The organism is Methylobacterium sp. ARG-1 (assembly GCF_001262595.1).
Taxonomy (GTDB): Bacteria; Pseudomonadota; Alphaproteobacteria; order Rhizobiales; family Beijerinckiaceae; genus Methylobacterium; species Methylobacterium brachiatum.
The window spans coordinates 1-16,996 of sequence record NZ_LHCD01000004.1; the positions used below are offsets into that span (position 1 = coordinate 1).

General features: G+C 68.6%; 15 protein-coding genes. 5 read left to right on the forward strand and 10 right to left on the reverse strand.

Going from position 1 to position 16,996, the window contains the following annotated elements; genetic code table 11:
• Positions 1–15 precede the first annotated feature (15 nt).
• The 5 genes from AKJ13_RS05855 to secA form a co-directional block, all read right to left on the reverse strand.
• Positions 16–2,568, reverse strand: a complete 2,553-nt coding sequence (locus AKJ13_RS05855; RefSeq protein ID WP_050732520.1) for a PAS domain-containing sensor histidine kinase — start codon at positions 2,566–2,568, stop codon at positions 16–18.
• Between the two features lie 392 nt (positions 2,569–2,960).
• The gene (gene ahcY / locus AKJ13_RS05860) at positions 2,961–4,361 is read right to left on the reverse strand and encodes an adenosylhomocysteinase (RefSeq protein ID WP_007566841.1); all 1,401 of its coding nucleotides are present in this window, start codon (positions 4,359–4,361) and stop codon (positions 2,961–2,963) included.
• A gap of 137 nt (positions 4,362–4,498) precedes the next feature.
• Complete coding sequence (locus AKJ13_RS05865; protein WP_050732521.1) at positions 4,499–6,445, reverse strand: KUP/HAK/KT family potassium transporter; 1,947 nt, start codon at positions 6,443–6,445, stop codon at positions 4,499–4,501.
• Positions 6,446–6,707: 262 nt separating this feature from the next.
• A complete protein-coding gene (bioD, locus tag AKJ13_RS05870) occupies positions 6,708–7,379 on the reverse strand; it encodes a dethiobiotin synthase (RefSeq protein WP_050732522.1) in 672 nt (223 codons plus the stop codon).
• Positions 7,380–7,392: 13 nt separating this feature from the next.
• Complete coding sequence (gene secA, locus AKJ13_RS05875) at positions 7,393–10,287, reverse strand: preprotein translocase subunit SecA (protein WP_050732523.1); 2,895 nt, start codon at positions 10,285–10,287, stop codon at positions 7,393–7,395.
• A gap of 248 nt (positions 10,288–10,535) precedes the next feature.
• On the opposite strand from secA, the gene AKJ13_RS05880 reads away from it, so the two are divergent.
• The gene (locus AKJ13_RS05880; RefSeq protein WP_050732524.1) at positions 10,536–11,447 is read left to right on the forward strand and encodes a peptidylprolyl isomerase; all 912 of its coding nucleotides are present in this window, start codon (positions 10,536–10,538) and stop codon (positions 11,445–11,447) included.
• A 78-nt stretch (positions 11,448–11,525) separates the two neighbouring features.
• Here AKJ13_RS05880 and AKJ13_RS05885 read toward each other — a convergent pair whose 3' ends face one another.
• The 4 genes from AKJ13_RS05885 to hemH all read right to left on the reverse strand — a co-directional run bounded on the left by AKJ13_RS05885 (position 11,526) and on the right by hemH (position 13,519).
• Positions 11,526–11,822, reverse strand: coding sequence for a type II toxin-antitoxin system RelE/ParE family toxin (locus tag AKJ13_RS05885; RefSeq protein ID WP_050732525.1), 297 nt, complete (start codon positions 11,820–11,822; stop codon positions 11,526–11,528).
• A complete protein-coding gene (locus AKJ13_RS05890; protein ID WP_050732756.1) occupies positions 11,819–12,076 on the reverse strand; it encodes a type II toxin-antitoxin system ParD family antitoxin in 258 nt (85 codons plus the stop codon). The genes AKJ13_RS05885 and AKJ13_RS05890 overlap by 4 nt, the downstream gene beginning before the upstream one ends.
• 107 nt (positions 12,077–12,183) lie before the next feature.
• Positions 12,184–12,342 (reverse strand): hypothetical protein, encoded by a 159-nt coding sequence (locus AKJ13_RS32200; RefSeq protein ID WP_163006024.1) that lies wholly within the window; start codon positions 12,340–12,342, stop codon positions 12,184–12,186.
• 94 nt (positions 12,343–12,436) lie between these two features.
• Positions 12,437–13,519, reverse strand: a complete 1,083-nt coding sequence (gene hemH, locus AKJ13_RS05895; RefSeq protein ID WP_007566825.1) for a ferrochelatase — start codon at positions 13,517–13,519, stop codon at positions 12,437–12,439.
• A 250-nt stretch (positions 13,520–13,769) separates the two neighbouring features.
• Here hemH and AKJ13_RS05900 point away from each other — a divergent pair, with 250 nt between their 5' ends.
• Positions 13,770–14,459 carry a uracil-DNA glycosylase gene (locus tag AKJ13_RS05900; protein WP_050732526.1) on the forward strand — a complete coding sequence of 230 codons (690 nt, stop codon included), beginning with the start codon at positions 13,770–13,772 and terminating at the stop codon, positions 14,457–14,459.
• A 4-nt stretch (positions 14,460–14,463) separates the two neighbouring features.
• Here the strand turns inward: AKJ13_RS05900 and AKJ13_RS05905 are convergent, their stop codons facing one another.
• Complete coding sequence (locus tag AKJ13_RS05905; RefSeq protein ID WP_050732527.1) at positions 14,464–14,874, reverse strand: hypothetical protein; 411 nt, start codon at positions 14,872–14,874, stop codon at positions 14,464–14,466.
• Positions 14,875–15,147: 273 nt separating this feature from the next.
• Here AKJ13_RS05905 and AKJ13_RS05910 point away from each other — a divergent pair, with 273 nt between their 5' ends.
• From AKJ13_RS05910 to AKJ13_RS05920, 3 genes are all read left to right on the forward strand, one after another.
• Entirely contained in the window at positions 15,148–15,609 is a 462-nt protein-coding gene (locus AKJ13_RS05910; protein WP_050732528.1) for an AMP-dependent synthetase, read from the forward strand.
• A 94-nt stretch (positions 15,610–15,703) separates the two neighbouring features.
• Complete coding sequence (locus tag AKJ13_RS05915) at positions 15,704–16,510, forward strand: enoyl-CoA hydratase (protein ID WP_050732529.1); 807 nt, start codon at positions 15,704–15,706, stop codon at positions 16,508–16,510.
• A gap of 120 nt (positions 16,511–16,630) precedes the next feature.
• Positions 16,631–16,945: a hypothetical protein gene (locus tag AKJ13_RS05920; RefSeq protein WP_007566810.1), complete on the forward strand. Its 315-nt coding sequence runs from the start codon at positions 16,631–16,633 to the stop codon at positions 16,943–16,945.
• The last annotated feature ends 51 nt before the right edge of the window (positions 16,946–16,996 follow it).

Consider the following 16,996-nt stretch of genomic DNA (forward strand, 5'->3'; position numbering starts at 1 on the left):
TGTTGGCTGCACCCGCTAGTGGAGTGCCAAGCCAGGTTTGCGCGTTGCGGTGGCGGGCTGGAGGGTGAAGGGACGGCCCGCCTCGAGGTGATCGAGACGCGGGCCCTCGAGAGGGAAAAGCGGGAACGTACAGGTCACCTGGGTCCCGGCCCCGGGCGCGGTCTCCAGATGGACCCGCCCGCCATGGAGTTCGACGAAGGACCGCACGATCGAGAGGCCGAGCCCGACCCCGCGATGGCGGGTGCCAAGGGTGTGGCTCTCGAAGCGGTTGAAGACCGAATCGGCGATCTCGGGCGGCATGCCGCGGCCGTGGTCGCGCACGCTGAGGATCAGGTCGTGGGCCTCACGCCGCGCCCGAACCTCGACGCGCTGCCCGGCATCTGAGAAGCCGACGGCGTTGGACAGCAGGTTGAACAGGATCTGGCGGACGCGCTTCCCGTCCGCGTGGACGCTGCCGATGTCCTCCGGCACGTCCAGCGCCAGGGTGATGTGGGATTCGGCCAGCCGGTCCTCGATCCCCCGCACGGCGGCCTCGATCGTGGACTGGACGTCGACCTCCTCGCGCTGAAGCTCCAGGGAGCCGGCATCGATCGAGGCGAGGTCGAGGATGTCGTTGATGATCACGAGCAGCGCAGCCGAGGAGCGCATGATGTGGTCGGAATATTCGCGCTGCCGGTCGTTGAGCGCGCCCACCGTCTCGTCACCGAGCAGTTGGGTGAAGCCGATGATGTTGGTGAGCGGCGAGCGCAGCTCGTAGGAGACATGGTGCACGAAGGTGTCGCGTAGCTGCGCCGCCTTCTCCAGGGCGTCGTTCTTCTCGGTGAGCGCCCGCTCGACATTCACGCTCGCGGTGACGTCGATCAGGGTGAGCAGGGTCGCGCCCTCGGGCAGCGGCTGCGCGGCGCAATCGAGGACGGTGCCGTCCACCACCTCCAGACGGCAGGACCGGGCGGTGCGCGATTCGAGGCCGACCACCGCGTCGCGGATGTCGAGCCACGGCTCCTCGGCGGGTGCCAGGGACCGGCAGGATTCGATGACGGCATCGACGTGCGGCCGCTCCTCCACGGTCGCCGGATCGAGCCGCCAGACGGTGCAGAACGCCCGGTTGGCGAGCGTCATGCGCCCGTCCGCCCCGAACACCGCCACCGGCTCGGCGAGGGTGTCGAGCGTCTCCGCCTGGAGACGGCGCAGGGCGTTGTAGCGGGATTCCGCGTTCAGGCTGTCGGAGACGTCGTCGAACAGATAGGTCAGGCCGCCCTGCGGGTTCGGGTCGGCGACAACCCGGAGCGTCCGCCCGTCGGGCAGGTACCACCAGCTCTGGTTGGCTTCGGCGGCCCGATAGGCGGCCAGCACCCCCTGCTTCCAGCCGCGGAAATCGGCATGCTCCTCGAGCTTCCGCTCGGCCCGGAGGTGGTCGAGGATCTCGCCGTCGGAGGGGCGGCTGTCCAGGAACGCCTGATCGAGGTCCCAGAGCTGTCGGTAGGCGGCGTTGTGGAAGATCAGCCGTTGCGACACGTCGAACATCGCCACCGCGGTGGGCAATTGGTCGAGGGTGCGGACGTTGGCGTTCATCTGGCGCTGCAGATCGGCGCGGACGCTCTCCAGCTCCGAGACATCGATGGCGATGCCGACGCGGCCGCTGTCCAGGGTGGTCTCGAAGACGTCGAGCATGCGCCGGCTGCCGGCCATCACCGCCGAGAGCCGCGGGACGCTGCGGGACAGGCCGGCAGCCCGCGCCGCCTCGTCCCGGGCGATGGCCTCGCGGGCCGGACGGTCGAATAGCTCGATGCTGCGATCCAACGTGGTCTCGCGGCTCTCCGCCTCCACGGCCGCCACGTAGGCGGCGTTGACCCAGCTCAGGCCGCCCTCGCGGTTGCGGCGCCAGACCGGCTGCGGGATTGCGTCGAGCAGGCCGGCCAGCGCGGACAGGCCGCGGCGGGTCTCGTCCAGGGTGGCGCGCAGATCGGCAATCTCGCAGCGCTCCTGGCTGGTCTCACGCAGGCGCAGGAGCGCCCGGCCGGCCACGGCCTGCCCGTGCGCGTCGATGCTGCGGCCGGTCTGGGTGCGCAGGCTCAGCGTGAAGCTCGTACCCCGGGCCCGCAGGGTCTCGACCGCGGCCTCGACGGCGGTGGCATCCGAGGCGACCAGCCAGGTGCCGAAGGCGAGGACCCGGCGAGCATAGCCCGAGGTCGGACGCTCGCCGTAGATCGCCAGGCTGATATCGCCCTCGACCACGGGCTCGCTGCGGCGGTCCCAGGTGACGATGATCTGGCGCTCGGCGTTGAGCAGCATCTCGGCGCGGTCGTGCGCGCCGCGCAGCACGTCGAGGGCGCCGGCGAGCTCGCGCTCCCGGCGGGTCCATCGACTGCGCTCGTAGAGGTGGAGCAGCGAGAGAATCACCGCGAAGGCCACGAGGCCGCCGAAGATCGCTAGGGCGGCGACGCCGTGCATCTCACGCGGCGCGTGCGCGGTCGCGGTCTCGGGCAGTTCGGCGAGCGCAGCGCTCGCCGCCGTCAATGTGAGCGCACCCACGCAGATTCGAACGTGCGCGGCACGACCGACACCCATGATAGCCCTGCCCCCACCCCTGGCGATCCGAATGCGCGTGCAACCGCGCGGCGCAGAACGCACCGTCCCCGCAGGCGATTCTCCCGAACCGTTGCGGACCCACCGATCTAAGATTCGCCCGCACCTTAACGTGCTGCGGAATCCACCCGGAAGGGGAACGAAGCGTGGCTATACGCCGACGGCTCACAATCATCCGTTAACGACACTTAGAAGACACAGTGTGTCGGGCCCGGAATGGGTTGACAAACGAAAGGGCCCGACGCAGCGCGCCGGGCCCTTTTTGGTTGGTGATCGCAGCGGCAAAAGCCGTGCCGGCTACCGTCCCGTCGGTCGGGAATTCAACTCCCGGTTCGACCGGCGTCGAACCGGGAGTGTCCCCGACTTAGGCCGGCTCAGTAGCGGTAATGCTCGGGCTTGAACGGGCCGGACTCGGAGACGCCGATATAGGCGGCCTGATCGGGGCGCAGCTTCGAGAGCTTCACGCCGATCTTCTCCAGGTGCAGCGCCGCGACCTTCTCGTCGAGGGTCTTGGGCAGGGTGTAGACCTGCTTCTGATACTTGCCCGGGTTGGTCCAGAGCTCGATCTGGGCCAGCGTCTGGTTGGTGAAGGAGGCCGACATCACGAAGGACGGGTGACCCGTCGCGTTGCCGAGGTTTACCAGGCGCCCCTCCGACAGGAGGATGATGCGGTGACCGTCCGCGAAGGTGATCTCGTCCACCTGCGGCTTGATGTTGGACCACTTCAGGTTCTTCAAGCCGGCGACCTGAATCTCGTTGTCGAAGTGGCCGATGTTGCAGACGATCGCCCGGTCCTTCATCGCCCGCATGTGGTCGATGGTGATGATGTCCTTGTTGCCCGTGGCGGTGACGAAGATGTCGGCGCGCGGGGCGGCGTCCTCCATCGTCACGACCTCGTAGCCCTCCATGGCGGCCTGGAGCGCGCAGATCGGGTCGATCTCCGAGACCAGCACGCGGCAGCCGGCATTGCGCAGAGACGCAGCCGAGCCCTTGCCGACGTCGCCGAAGCCGGCGACCATGGCGACCTTGCCGGCCATCATCACGTCGGTGCCGCGGCGGATGCCGTCGACCAGCGACTCCTTGCAGCCGTAGAGGTTGTCGAACTTCGACTTGGTGACCGAGTCGTTCACGTTGATCGCCGGGAAGAGCAGCTTGCCCTCCTTGGCGAGCACGTACAGGCGGTGGACGCCCGTGGTGGTCTCCTCGGAGACGCCCTTGATGCTGTCGGCGAGGCCGGCGAACCAGCCCTTCGGCTTCTCGGCGAGCTTCTTCTTCAGCAGCGCGAAGAAGATCTCCTCCTCCTCGCTCTCCGGCTTGTCGAGGAAGGCGGTGTCGCCGTTCTCGGCGCGCAGGCCGAGATGGACGAACATGGTGGCGTCGCCGCCGTCGTCCAGGATCATGTTCGGCATGCCGCCGTCATGCCAGTCGAACAGGCGCGAGGTGTAGTCCCAGTACTCCTCCAGGGTCTCGCCCTTCACGGCGAAGACCGGGATGCCGGCGGCCGCGATGGCGGCGGCGGCGTGGTCCTGGGTCGAGTAGATGTTGCAGGAGACCCAGCGGATGTCGGCGCCGAGCGCCTTCAGGGTCTCGATTAGCACCGCGGTCTGGATCGTCATGTGGAGCGAGCCGGCGATCTTGGCGCCCTTCAGGGGCTGCGCAGCGCCGTACTCCTCGCGGACCGCCATCAGGCCCGGCATCTCCGTCTCGGCGATCGAGATCTCCTTGCGGCCGTAATCGGCCAGCCCGATGTCCTTGACGATATAATCCTTGGCCATGAGTCGGCGGCTCCGTGTGTTCGCGTTGCGGTTCGGGGCCAGCCCCTACCACTTCGCGGGATACGAAGCAATCAAGACATAAACATGTCTTTATGCGTTCCAGTCTGCGAGGCGACCGCCGGCGGCTCTCCGAAGCCTCAAATCTCGATCTCGGTGCCGACCTCGACCACCTGCCGCGTCGGCACGCCGAAGAAGGCGCCGGTGCGCTCGGCGTTGCGCTGCATGAAGGCGAACAGGTTCTCCCGCCAGGGCGCCATCCCGCGCTTGTCGCTGCGCGGGATGATGGTCTCGTGGCCGACGAACACGGTCATGTCCTCGATGACGTGCGCGGGCAGGTGGCGCGAGGCGACGGCGCAGGCCAGCCCCTCCGGGATCGAGGCCTCCTCCATGAAGCCGTAGCGGAGGATCACCCGGTAGAAGTCCGGCGCCAGAATCGTCACGTGGGCGCGCTGCTCCGCCGGGACCGTCGGGGTCTCCTCGTAGAGGGCGGTGATGATCAGGATCCGTTCCATGAGGGCGCGGTTCCGCTCGACGAAGCGCGACAGGTGGAGCGGAATCCCGTGCTCGGCCGCCGACAGGAAGGCCGCGGTGCCGGGCAGGCGCAGCAACTCGCGGTGCTGGAGCCCGGCCAGGAAGGCATCCTCCGGCAGGCGCAGGGCGACCCGGGCCTCCTCGACCAGCTCGTTGCCCTTCTTCCAGGTGAGCATCATCAGGGCGACGAGGCCGGCGAGCACCAGGGGAAACCAGCCGCCCTCGAGGATCTTCACGCTGTTGGCCGCGAAGAAGACGGCGTCGATGGCGAGGAACAGGCCGTTCACGGCGAAGACCAGGATCGGGTTGTAGCCCCAGCGGAGCGCGATCAGCGCGGCGAGCAGGGTGGTGATGCCCATCAGCATCGAGACCGCGATCCCGTAGGCGCCGGCGAGCGCGTCCGAGGAGCCGAACATCACCACGGCGATCAGGGTCGCGGCGGCGAGAAGCCAGTTCACCATCGGGACGTAGATCTGGCCGCGCTCCTCCTTGGCCGTCTGGACGATGCGCATCGCCGGCAGGAAGCCGAGCTGGACCGATTGCTGGGTCAGGGAGAAGACGCCGGAGATCATCGCCTGCGAGGCGATGATCGTGGCGAGCGTCGCCAGCGCGATCAGCGGGTAATGGCCCCAATCCGGGCAGAGCTGGAAGAACGGGTTCTCGATCGCGTCCGGCGAGGCGAGCAGCAAGGCGCCCTGGCCGAAATAGTTGAGCACCAGCGCGGGCAGGACCAGAACGAACCACGCCGCCCGGATCGGCATGGCGCCGAAATGGCCGAGATCGGCATACATCGCCTCGCCGCCGGTCACCGCCAGGAAGGCGGCGCCCAGCATGGCGAAGCTCACATGCCAGCCGGCATGCAGCATGAAGTCGACGGCGCGCAGCGGGTTCACCGCGGCGAGGATCTCCGGCTTGTGCAGGATGCCGCCGATCCCGAGGGCCGCCAGCACCACGAACCACAGCAGCATCACCGGGCCGAACACCCGGCCGATCGCCGCCACGCCCTTGTGTTGGACCGAAAACAGCGCGACCAGGATCGCGATCGTGATCGGCACGACGAAATGGCCGAGGGCCGGCGCGTCGACCTTTAACCCCTCGATGGCCGAGAGCACCGAGATCGCCGGCGTGATCGCGCCATCGCCGTAGAGCAGCGCCGCGCCGATCAGTCCGACCACCAGCAGGGCGGCCTTCCAGGTCCCGTGGCGGGCCTGCCGGGCGCCGAGCAGGGCCAGCATCGCGACGATGCCGCCCTCGCCCTTGTTGTCGGCGCGCAGAATCAGCACCGCGTATTTCAGCGACACGATCAGGATCAGCGCCCACAGGATCAGCGATACCGCACCCGTGGCGGCCGCCGGCACTGCGGCGCCGCCCGCGGTCGCCGCCTTCACGGCCTCCTTGAAGGCGTAGAGCGGGCTGGTCCCGATATCGCCGTAGACGACGCCCAGCGCCCCGAAGATCAGCGCCGGCTTGAGCCGGCCCTTCTGGGACGCGGGCTCGTCGCCGGCACCGGCCTGGGAACCCGGCGCCGCCGCGGGGGCAAGGGACTGACTCAACGCACGGCTCCCGCGGGATTAAATCGTTCGCCCTGGCCGGACAGGTAGAGCGCCGGCCGTCGAAGTGGAAGCCGGCGCGGCCGGATCCGTTTGCGGTGGAAGGGTTTGTCCTTGACCCTGAACGTCATTGCGAGCGCCGCGAAGCAACCGAGGGATCCGCAACGAACTGAGAGCGCGCGCTGCCCTAGGTTGCTTCGCTGCGCTCGCAATGACGGTGGAGGTATTGGCCCGCTCGATCACACGGTCGGCGGACGAGGCCCGGTCAGACCAGATCGGCCAACGCCTCCGGGCAGGCTTCGCCGCGCCGCAGGCCGAAGACCGGCACGCCGGCATGCCGCGTGATCGACGCGGCCACGGTGGCGAGCGGTGCCGGAGCCCCCACGCTCTCGCTCACCGCGATGGCGCGGAGCGAGATGCCGTGGAGGCGCAGGGTCTCGCAGGCGGTGAGCGCGTGGCTGATCGCCCCCAGATAGCTGCCGGAGACGAGAAGTGCCGGCACGTCGAGGGCCTTGAGCCAGTCGAGCCCGGTGGCCGATTCGGTGACCGGGCTCATGAGCCCGCCGACACCCTCGATGATCAGGGTTCCGTCACCGTGGGCGATCTGCGCCCGGCACCAGCCGACGAGGTCGGGCAGCGCCAGGGACCGGCCCTCCAGCACCGCCGCCTGATTGGGGGCGAGCGGGGCCGCGAACCGCCAGGGTGAGCAGGCCTCGACCGTCTCGTCGTCGATACCGAGGCCCTGCGCGTCCAGCAGCCGGGCCGTGTCGCTCTCCGCGAAGGCCGGGTCGCTCAGCGGCGGCACGCCGCTCGCGAGCGGCTTCAGCGTCCGCACCGGCCGACCCTGCGCCCGCAGGCGCCGGGTCAGCGCCGCGGTGACGTAGGTCTTGCCGATCTCGGTGCCGGCGCCGGCGACGAAGACCGTGCGGGCGGCCATGGGGCGGGCCGCCTCAGGCCTGGAAGGTGCCGTGGCAGTGCTTGTACTTCTTGCCCGAGCCGCAGGGGCACGGCTCGTTGCGTCCGACCCGGCCCCAGGTGGTGGAATCGTTCGGGTCGCGCTCCAGCACGGCGCCGTCGGCCGCGAGCCCCTGCGCGGCGTAGCCGTAGGCCGGACCGCCGCCGCCGTCGCTGCCCGAGCCGCGCCCGGCATAATCCATCTCGTTCTCGCCGGTGACCGGGTCGAGATGCTGGGCGAACATCGGCGGCAACTCCGGGGTGCCGCCCGGGAAGGCCTGTTGGTCGGGCTGCTGGTGCACGATCTCGACGCGGGAGAGCTGCGTCGTCACCTGCTCGCGCAGGGCCGTGATCAGGTTGTTGAAGAGGTCGAACGCCTCGGACTTGTACTCGTTGAGCGGGTCGCGCTGGGCGAAGCCGCGCCAGCCGATCACCTGCCGCAAGTGGTCGAGGGTCACGAGGTGCTCCCGCCACAGGTGATCCAGGGTCTGGAGCAGGACCTGCTTCTCGATATAGGCGGTGATCTCGGTGCCGTTCTTCTCGGCCCGCTCGGCATAGGCGGTCTCGGCGGCCTTGAGCAGGCGCTCGCGCATCTCCTCGTCGGCGATGCCCTCTTCCTTGGCCCAATCCTCCACCGGGACGTCGAGGTTGAGCACCTCGCGGACCTGCTCGTGCAGGGCGGCGACGTCCCACTGCTCGGCATAGGCGTTCTGCGGGATGTAGCGGGCGACGAGGTCGTCGATCACGCCCTCGCGCATCTCGTCCACGGTCTCGCGCACGCTCTCCTGGGCCATGAAGTCCCGGCGCTGCTCGAACACGACCTTGCGCTGGTCGTTCATGACGTTGTCGTATTTGAGCACGTTCTTGCGCATGTCGAAATTGCGCGCTTCGACCTTCTGTTGCGCCTTCTCGATCGCCTTGTTGATCCAGGGGTGGATGATCGCCTCGCCCTGCTCAAGGCCGAGCTTCTGCAGCATCCCGTCCATGCGGTCGGAGCCGAAGATCCGCATCAGGTCGTCCTGAAGCGACAGGTAGAACTTCGAGCGGCCGGGATCGCCCTGGCGGCCGGAGCGGCCGCGGAGCTGGTTGTCGATGCGCCGCGACTCGTGGCGCTCGGTGCCGATGATGTAGAGGCCACCCGGCAAGGCCTTCTTGCGGCCGGCGGCCGGGTCGGCCGGCTCGCCCGAGGCCAGGACCTTGGCGCGGTTGTCGGCGATCTCGGCCTTGATCGCCTCAATGGCGGCGTCGCGCTCCGGCCCGTCCGGCAGGTGGCCGAGCTCCTTCTCGATCCGCATCTCGAGGTTGCCGCCGAGTTTGATGTCGGTGCCGCGGCCGGCCATGTTGGTGGCGATGGTGATCGCGCCCGGCACGCCGGCCTCGGCGACGATGTAGGCTTCCTGCTCGTGGAAGCGGGCGTTCAGGACAGCGAAGCGCTTGGTCACCCGGCCCTCGCGGGCGGCCTTGTAGACGTCGGTCAACGCGTTCGGATCGGAATAGTCGAGCAGGGTGTAGCCGTGCTTCTTGAGCATCTCCGCCAGGTGCTCGGATTTCTCGATCGAGCCGGTGCCGACCAGGATCGGCTGGTGCCGGCTGTGCGCCTTGTCGATCTCCGCGATGATGCCGTCGTACTTCTCGGCGACCGTGCGGTAGACCTCATCGTCCTCGTCGACGCGCTCGACCTCCTTGTTGGTCGGGATGTCGACCACGTCGAGCTTGTAGATCTCGGCGAACTCGTCGGCTTCCGTGGAGGCCGTGCCGGTCATGCCGGCGAGCTTGTTGTAGAGGCGGAAGTAGTTCTGGAAGGTGATCGAGGCGAGCGTCTGGTTCTCGGGCTGGATCGTCACCCGCTCCTTGGCCTCGAGGGCCTGGTGCAGGCCTTCCGAGTAGCGCCGGCCCTGCATCATGCGGCCGGTGAACTCGTCGATGATCACCACCTCGTCGTTCTTGACGATGTAGTCCTTGTCCCGGGTGAACAGCGTGTGGGCGCGCAGGGCCTGGTTCACGTGGTGGACGAGGCTGACGTTGTGGGCGTCGTAGAGGTCGCCGTCCTTAAGCAGGCCGACCTCGCGCAGGGTCACCTCGACGAACTCATTGCCGGCTTCCGTCAGCGAGACCGTACGCTGCTTCTCGTCGAGGTCGTAGTGCTCGCGCACCAGCCGGGGCATGATCGCGTCGACCGAGACGTAGAGCTCGGAGCGGTCGTCCACCGGGCCCGAGATGATCAGCGGCGTGCGCGCCTCGTCGATTAGGATCGAGTCAACCTCGTCGACGATCGCGAAGTTGTGTCCGCGCTGGGCGAGCTGCGACAGCTCGTACTTCATGTTGTCGCGCAGGTAATCGAACCCGTACTCGTTGTTGGTGCCGTAGGTGATGTCGCAGGCATAGGCCGCCTTGCGCTGCTCGTCGTCGAGCCCGTGCACGATGGTACCGACGGTGAGCCCCAGGAACCGGTAGAGCTGGCCCATCCATTCCGCGTCGCGGGAGGCCAGGTAGTCGTTCACGGTGACGACGTGGACGCCCTTACCCTCGAGAGCGTTCAGGTAGACCGGCAGCGTCGCCACCAGGGTCTTGCCCTCGCCGGTCTTCATCTCGGCGATGCCGCCCTCGTGCAGCACCATGCCGCCGATCAGCTGCACGTCGAAATGGCGCTGGCCGAAGACGCGCTTGGCCGCCTCGCGCACCGTCGCGAAGGCCGGGACCAGGATGTCGTCGAGGCTCTTGCCGGCGGCGAGTTCCGCCTTCAGCATGTCGGTGCGCGCTCGGAGCGCGTCGTCCGACAGGGCCTGAATTTCCGGTTCCAGCGCGTTGATCTGCGCCACGCGCGGGCGATAGCCCTTGACGCGCCGGTCGTTGGAGGAGCCGAAAATCTTCTTGGCGATGGAGCCGAGCATCGTTGACCTGCGGACGCGCGAGCCCGCCCACGGGTGAGCGTGGCGGGCCGGCCTTGGCGGAGTTGGCCGGGCTTATAGAGGTAAACATCGGCCGGCGCACCTGAAAGAGGCAGCCTCCGATCCATCGGGCTCCGGACGGGTGAAACGGCAGCGCTTGCCTTCTCGTGCGACGCGCGCCACCTGTGCCGCGGCGCGCCGCCCGGCCTCACCGGGGCGGTGCCGAGACGTCAGCCGAGGACCACGCCAGCATGCCGAACACCGCCCTCCTCCGGCGCGCGAGCGCGCTTGCCCTGATGCTCGCGATGCCCGGTGTCGCGCTGGCCCAGACGCCCCAGGCGGCCCCGGCTCAGACCTCGACGCCCGCGGCCAACACGGCCGCCCCGAGCCCCGACACCGTGGTGGCCAGCGTCAACGGCAAGCCGATCACGCAAGGCGACTTGGCCATCGCGTCGGACGATCCGGCCCTGTCGCTGCCGGGTGTCGACGAGGCGCAAAAGAAATCCCTGCTGGTGGATTACATGGTCGACCTGCGAGTCGGCGCGCAGGCCGCCGAAGCGGCCAAGATCGGCGACACGCCGGAGTTCAAGCGCAAGCTCGCCTATTTCCGGGACAAGCTCCTGCTCGACGACTACCTGGAGCAGGAGGCCAAACGCGCCGTGACCCCCGAGGCCGAGCACGCGATCTACGACCAGACAGTCAAGCTGATGAAGCCCGAGGAGGAGGTGCACGCGCGCCATATCCTCGTGGACAACGAGGGCGACGCCAAGAAGATTGCCGCACGGATCAAGGGCGGCGAGGACTTCGCGAAGGTCGCCGCCGAGACCTCGAAGGACCCGGGCTCCAAGGCCGAGGGCGGCGATCTCGGCTGGTTCACCAAGGAGCGGATGGTCCCGGACATCGCCAACGCCGCCTTCGCGATGAAGCCCGGCCAGGTCTCCGACCCGGTCAAGAGCCAGTTTGGCTGGCACGTGATCAAGGTCGAGGAGAAGCGCACCAAGCCGCAGCCGACCTTCGACGAGCTGAAGGAGCAGATCGACCAGCACCTCGTCCGCAAGGCCCAGCAGGACCTGATCCTGAAGCTGCGCGCCGACGCCAAGATCGAGCGCACCGACGCGGCGCCTGCGGCGGCCCAGCCGGTGCCGGAAACGAAGAAGCCGTGATTGGATCGGCGTAGCGGATCGATCCGGCAGGTGGCTTGCGCACACCTGCCGGATCCTCACGACTCAAACCAGGACTGCTCAGGGTGGAAAAGGGATTACGTCGTAATCCATTGCGCCATTGAGGACGTGCAAGATCACGATCCGATCGGTCTCGACACGATAGACGAACACATAATTGGCGTAGACCCGACGACGAATTTCCTGCTTCTCGTAACGTGGGACGACAGGAAATCCGTTCGGTAAGTCGGCGAGGCCCATGCACTTTGAACGAAGCGACTGCACGAAGCTGAGCGCCCGAAACGGGTTAGTGCGAGCGATGTAGTCGCCGATTGACTCCAGGTTGCGTTCCGCTTCCTCGGTGAAACGGACGATCACGCCTTGGCGTTGCTCAGGTCACGGTACTTGCGTTCGAGGCGGTCGAAAACCTCCTCGGCGGCCTTCGTCTGTCCGGCATCCGCTTGCTCGATCCCACGTGCGACCGCGGCGTCGAGGTTCGCGGTTCGGATTTCTCGATCCTGAATGAGCCGGACCCCCTCACGCAGAACTTCGCTCTGGGACCTGTACCGGCCGGTCCGGACCAGCTGCGCCACGAAGGCTTCGAGTTGCTGCCCGAGATCGGCACGGATCATCGCGTCCTCCTGAAGGCGGCTGCCAAGCAAAGGCTATCCGGTCTTGCAAAGCGTCGCCAGCGGGCCGCGCAGACCGATAAGGCCCGCTTAACGGCGATCCCCAGGTCTCAATACGGCCGGTCGGGATGGAGGTAGGCGGACCTGGCGGCGGCCGTCGGTGCGGTGACGCCGAGCGCGGCGAGCTCGGCCGTGCGGCGGCCTTCGGCAATCCGGTCGAGCACCGCGATCAGCAGCCAGGGACACGCGATCCCGATGAAGAACGCCATGTGATCCTCCGACGCCGGATCTGAAAGCCGTCCAGCTTCGGAGGATGATAGGCTGGACGGGGCCGTCCGCAAGCGGCGTCGCGGCGCTTTCGCGTCAGAGCCAACCCTGAAGCTCTCGGCGCACCACGTTCTCGATCACCTTCATACCCAGATCGGAATCGTTCAGGCACGGGATATAGGCGAAGCGCTCGCCGCCGTTCCCCTCGAAGTAATGGCGATTCTCGCCGTCGAGCTCCTCCAGCGTCTCCAGGCAATCCGCCGTGAAGCCGGGGGCGACGATCGCCATGCGCTTGACGCCGGATTTCGCCAGCTCCGTCACGGTCTCGTCGGTGTACGGCTTGAGCCATTCCTCGTTGCCGAAGCGCGACTGGAAGGTCACCCGCATCCGCTCGGGCGACATGCCGAGGGCCTCCCGGATCAGGCGTCCGGTCTTGTGGCACTGGCAATGATAGGGGTCGCCCTTGAGCAGGTAGCTGCGCGGCACGCCGTGGAACGAGGTCAGGATCACCTCGGGCTCGAAATCGAGCTTGGCCAGGCCCTCGCGGATCGAATCGGCCATGGCGGCGATGTAGACCGGGTCGTCATGATAGGGCGGCGACACCCGCACGGTCGGCTGCCAGCGCATGTCCATGAGCGCCCGGAACGCCTGGTCGCAGGCAGTGGCCGAGGTCGCGGCCGCGTATTGCGGATAGAGCGGCACCAGCAGGATCCGGTCGCAGCCCTGGTCGAGGAGCGCCTGAAGGCGTTCGGCCACCTCCGGCTTGCCGTAGCGCATCGCCCAGTCGACCACGACGGAATCGCCCATCGCGGCTTGCAGGCGCTCGCTCTGGCCGCGGGTGATCGTCTTGAGCGGACCCTCGTTCCGCTCGTTGTTCCAGACGCTGGCGTAGTCGCGGCCCTTCGGCCCCGGGCGCTTGGTCAGGATGATCAGGTTGAGGAGCGGCCACCAGATCAGCCGGGGCACCTCGATGACCCGGCGGTCCGACAGGAACTCCTTCAAATAGCGGCGCATCGGCCAGTAGCTGGTGCCCTCGGGGGTGCCGAGATTCATCAGCAGCACGCCCACGCGGCCCCAGGCCACCTTCGGGTGGTCGGCCGGAAGGCCGCCTGCGGCGGGGACGAGGGTCGAGAGGGGCCGGCCATCCGCCAGCGCGGCGGGTTCGACGCGTTCGTTCATGGCAGCGTTCCGGCGCCGCGCGCCGAGTCCTTCTTCTGGCTTCGGATACCCGGCAGCCGGCGCACGCGCTTGGGTCTGAACCGGGGTGTTCGGTATCGCGTCCGCCCCATGTAGGGTGTCCGCCCGCTCAGCGAAGGCCGGCTGCGACATGCTGGACCGTACGCGCTGGCGCGGGGCCGACCCATTCTCCCTAATCATGGCGCCGGTGCCCCGCAACCGCGGAGCGCATCGTCCGACCCGGCGAGACCCGATGACCGACACCCCCGTGGCCGCCGCGCTGGCCGCCTTCCGCGCTTCCGGATCGCCGTGGCTGGCGCTGCCGTTCTTCGCCGGCGGTGCGGCCGACGCCGTAGCGGGCCGGGTCGATGCCCGGATCGCCGAGGGCGCGCAGGTGCTGCCGGCGCCGGCCGACATCTTCCGCGCGCTGACAGAGACGCCGCTGCCGGCGGTGCGCGCCGTCATCTTGGGGCAGGACCCCTATCCGACGCCCGGCGACGCGAACGGCCTGGCCTTCTCGTATGTCGGCTCGGGCCGGCTGCCCGCGTCGCTGCGCGTGATCCTAGCGGAGGCAGGCTCGGAACGGGCTGCCGGCGGTGACCTGACCCCCTGGGCCCGCCAGGGCGTCCTTCTCCTGAACAGCGCGCTGACGGTCGAGGCGGGAAAGGCCGGCGCGCATCTGCGCTACGGCTGGTCGGCTCTGACCGACGAGGCGGTCGCCGCGGTCTCGGCCCGTCCGGAGCCGGCGGTCTTCCTGCTCTGGGGCGCCCAGGCCCGCGCCCGGGCGGCGCTGATCGATGCGGCACGCCACGGCGTGTTCGAGAGCGGGCATCCCTCCCCGCTCAACCGCGCCCGAGATTTCCCGGGCTCGGACCCGTTCGGCCGCGCCAATGGCTGGCTGGCCGAGCGCGGGGTGTCGCCGATCGCGTGGCGCCTGGGCTGAACGATCACTGCGCGGGCTTGGCGGGCTCCGTCCGGGCTGGAGCGCCGGTCGTCTGACCGGCCGGCAGCAGGACGTTCTTGGTGATCGAACCCTCCGGCCCGTACTCGCCGGCCACCGCGATGCAGGCTTGGTCGCGGTTCTGGGCCATCTGATTCGACATCAGGGTGAACATCGTCTGCACGCGGTTGCCGAACGGCCCGCGCGGCTGGACGTCGTCCACCCGCACGTTCTGCTTCGCCAGGAGACCCTCGAACGCCTCGTTGCCGATTCGGTAACCGCAGACATTCGAGGCCGCAAAGATGTAGGCGGCAAATTCCAGAGCTCGCGGGGACGGCGCGTTGCGGATCTGCGCCTGCGCCGGCAGGGCTGCGAGCGTGAGAGCGAAGGCGGCCGCGTAGGGGGCGATCTGGCGCATGGGTGGGCGTTTCCTCAGTCGGGGCAACCTCTTCCGGGTCGCCCGCTCCAAGCGGGAGATAGGCCGGCCCGCGCCCGAGGCCAATGCGACCGAATTTGCCTCCAAATGGCTCTGCCCCGTTCATCATCGATTCGGCATAGGCGCAGTCCCGGCCGTCCGGAGCCCTGAAAAACGGCCAGTGTTCCGGAGATCTGCGAACCTGAGACAGAGTGTTAACCTGCGCGCGTCACGCCAAGGTCCACCGTTTATCCAGATCCAGGCGGTTCGCAGCGTATGTTTGGCGTGAACTCCACTGTCGCAGACATTCCGGTCCCGGCGCCGGTCCCGCGTGATCCGGATCGGCGCTTCCGATCCGGGCTCGGCCTCACCTCAGGCGACCGGCGCGCCGCCCCGGCGATCTGCCCCAACCGGGTCGCCCACTGGGCTTTCGCCGAGGGCCTGCACGCCGGCGAGACCGTCGCCCTCCTGGTTCGCGACCTCAGCCAGGCGGAGGCGATGCGCCTCGGCCTGGCGCGGATCGGGGTCCGCGTTGTCGCCCTCGATGGCAGCCGCCGCGGCGAGGCGCTCGCCGACAGCCTGGCTCGCTCCGGCGCGACGCTGGTGATCATCGATACGGCTCTGGCAGACGCCTATGCCGGCGTGATGGGCCGGCTGCCCTCCTATCCGAGCGTGTGGTGGAACGGCCCGGGCGCCGATTTCGCCAGCCTGGATCTCGCTCTCGCTGAGCAGGATTGAGGGGCGCTCTCTGCGCCACACCACGGGCGTGCTAGCCTCCCTGTCTTGAAACCAGCTCCGCACGATCAAGGGGCCGGAACCGGGAGACGTCGCCATGTCCGCAGCCCTCGCCGCCCCCAGCTCCACGGACGCGCATGTCCTGCTGCGCCACGATGCCGACGGCGTCGCGACCCTGACGCTGAACCGTCCGCAGGCGCGCAACGCCCTGTCGATGGCGCTCATGAACGCGCTTCAGGACGCGCTCGACGCGATCCGGGAGGATCCTGCGGTCCGGGTAGTGATCCTGCGCGGGGCCGGCCCGGCCTTCTGCGCCGGGCACGACCTCAAGGAGATGCGCGCCGATCCCTCCCGGGCGGCGACCGAGGCGGTGTTCCGCACCTGCGCCCGCCTGATGCTGAGCCTGACGCGCCTGCCGCAGCCGGTGATCGCCCAGGTGCACGGCATCGCCACCGCGGCGGGCTGCCAGCTTGTCGCCACCTGCGACCTCGCCCTCTGCGCCGAGGAGGCCCGCTTCGCCACGCCGGGGGTGCAGATCGGCCTGTTCTGCTCGACCCCGATGGTCGCCCTGTCGCGGGCGGTGTCGCGCAAGGCCGCCCTGGAGATGCTGCTGGTCGGCGAGCCGGTCGACGCGCAGGAGGCTTTGCGGATCGGCCTGGTCAACCGCGTGGTACCGTCGGCCGAATTGGACGGCGCGGTGAACGCCATGGCCCAGACCATCGCCGGGAAGGCGCGGCGGGTCCTGGCGATCGGCAAGGAGGCGTTCGGCCGGCAGATCGAGATGGGTCTGGAGGAGGCCTACGGCTACACGGCCGAGGTCATGACCCGGAACATGATGATGGCCGACGCCCAGGAAGGCATCGACGCGTTCCTCACCAAGCGATCGCCGCGCTGGGAGCCGTGAGCCCCGCGCGATACGACGCAGGTCTCCCGCGTCAGGATGCGTAGGCTCCGGGGGCGCCCTGCCCTAGGATGACAGCATATCCAGTCCTGCCGGGCTCGGCACCTCCATGCGGAACGGCTGATGAGCGCGATCGACCTGTTCGGACTGACCCTGGCCTTCGTCGGCACCATGCCGCCACCCCGGCCGCCGCGTCCGCGGCCGGACCGCGCGACCTGGGCCGCCGCCCTGCTGTTCGGCGGCGTCTGCCTCGGCACCGTCGGCCCGATGATCACGATCTGGAGTTTCCACAGGCCCTATGCCGAGGCCAAGGCGCGCTGCATCGCGGATGGCGGCCGGATCCTGTACGCGGCGCTCGACGGCAGCGGGCCGTATCGTTGCGCCCGGCCCCTCGGAACCGCCGATACCGGCGCACAGCCGCCCCTCCGACCGTATTAAATCCGCGCCTCGGCGTTTCCTTCAGCTATATCCGGCGCCGTCTGACGCGAA

What these genes read in the sequence shown, in the direction of transcription:
- ahcY (WP_007566841.1), bottom strand. Translation starts at nt 4,361, where the DNA reads ATGGCCAAGGATTATATCGTCAAGGACATCGGGCTGGCCGATTACGGC.
- AKJ13_RS05880 (WP_050732524.1), top strand. Translation starts at nt 10,536, where the DNA reads ATGCCGAACACCGCCCTCCTCCGGCGCGCGAGCGCGCTTGCCCTGATG.
- AKJ13_RS05905 (WP_050732527.1), bottom strand. Translation starts at nt 14,874, where the DNA reads ATGCGCCAGATCGCCCCCTACGCGGCCGCCTTCGCTCTCACGCTCGCA.
- AKJ13_RS05915 (WP_050732529.1), top strand. Translation starts at nt 15,704, where the DNA reads ATGTCCGCAGCCCTCGCCGCCCCCAGCTCCACGGACGCGCATGTCCTG.
- AKJ13_RS05900 (WP_050732526.1), top strand. Translation starts at nt 13,770, where the DNA reads ATGACCGACACCCCCGTGGCCGCCGCGCTGGCCGCCTTCCGCGCTTCC.
- AKJ13_RS05890 (WP_050732756.1), bottom strand. Translation starts at nt 12,076, where the DNA reads ATGATCCGTGCCGATCTCGGGCAGCAACTCGAAGCCTTCGTGGCGCAG.
- secA (WP_050732523.1), bottom strand. Translation starts at nt 10,287, where the DNA reads ATGCTCGGCTCCATCGCCAAGAAGATTTTCGGCTCCTCCAACGACCGG.
- hemH (WP_007566825.1), bottom strand. Translation starts at nt 13,519, where the DNA reads ATGAACGAACGCGTCGAACCCGCCGCGCTGGCGGATGGCCGGCCCCTC.
- bioD (WP_050732522.1), bottom strand. Translation starts at nt 7,379, where the DNA reads ATGGCCGCCCGCACGGTCTTCGTCGCCGGCGCCGGCACCGAGATCGGC.
- AKJ13_RS05920 (WP_007566810.1), top strand. Translation starts at nt 16,631, where the DNA reads ATGAGCGCGATCGACCTGTTCGGACTGACCCTGGCCTTCGTCGGCACC.
- AKJ13_RS32200 (WP_163006024.1), bottom strand. Translation starts at nt 12,342, where the DNA reads ATGGCGTTCTTCATCGGGATCGCGTGTCCCTGGCTGCTGATCGCGGTG.
- AKJ13_RS05910 (WP_050732528.1), top strand. Translation starts at nt 15,148, where the DNA reads ATGTTTGGCGTGAACTCCACTGTCGCAGACATTCCGGTCCCGGCGCCG.
- AKJ13_RS05855 (WP_050732520.1), bottom strand. Translation starts at nt 2,568, where the DNA reads ATGGGTGTCGGTCGTGCCGCGCACGTTCGAATCTGCGTGGGTGCGCTC.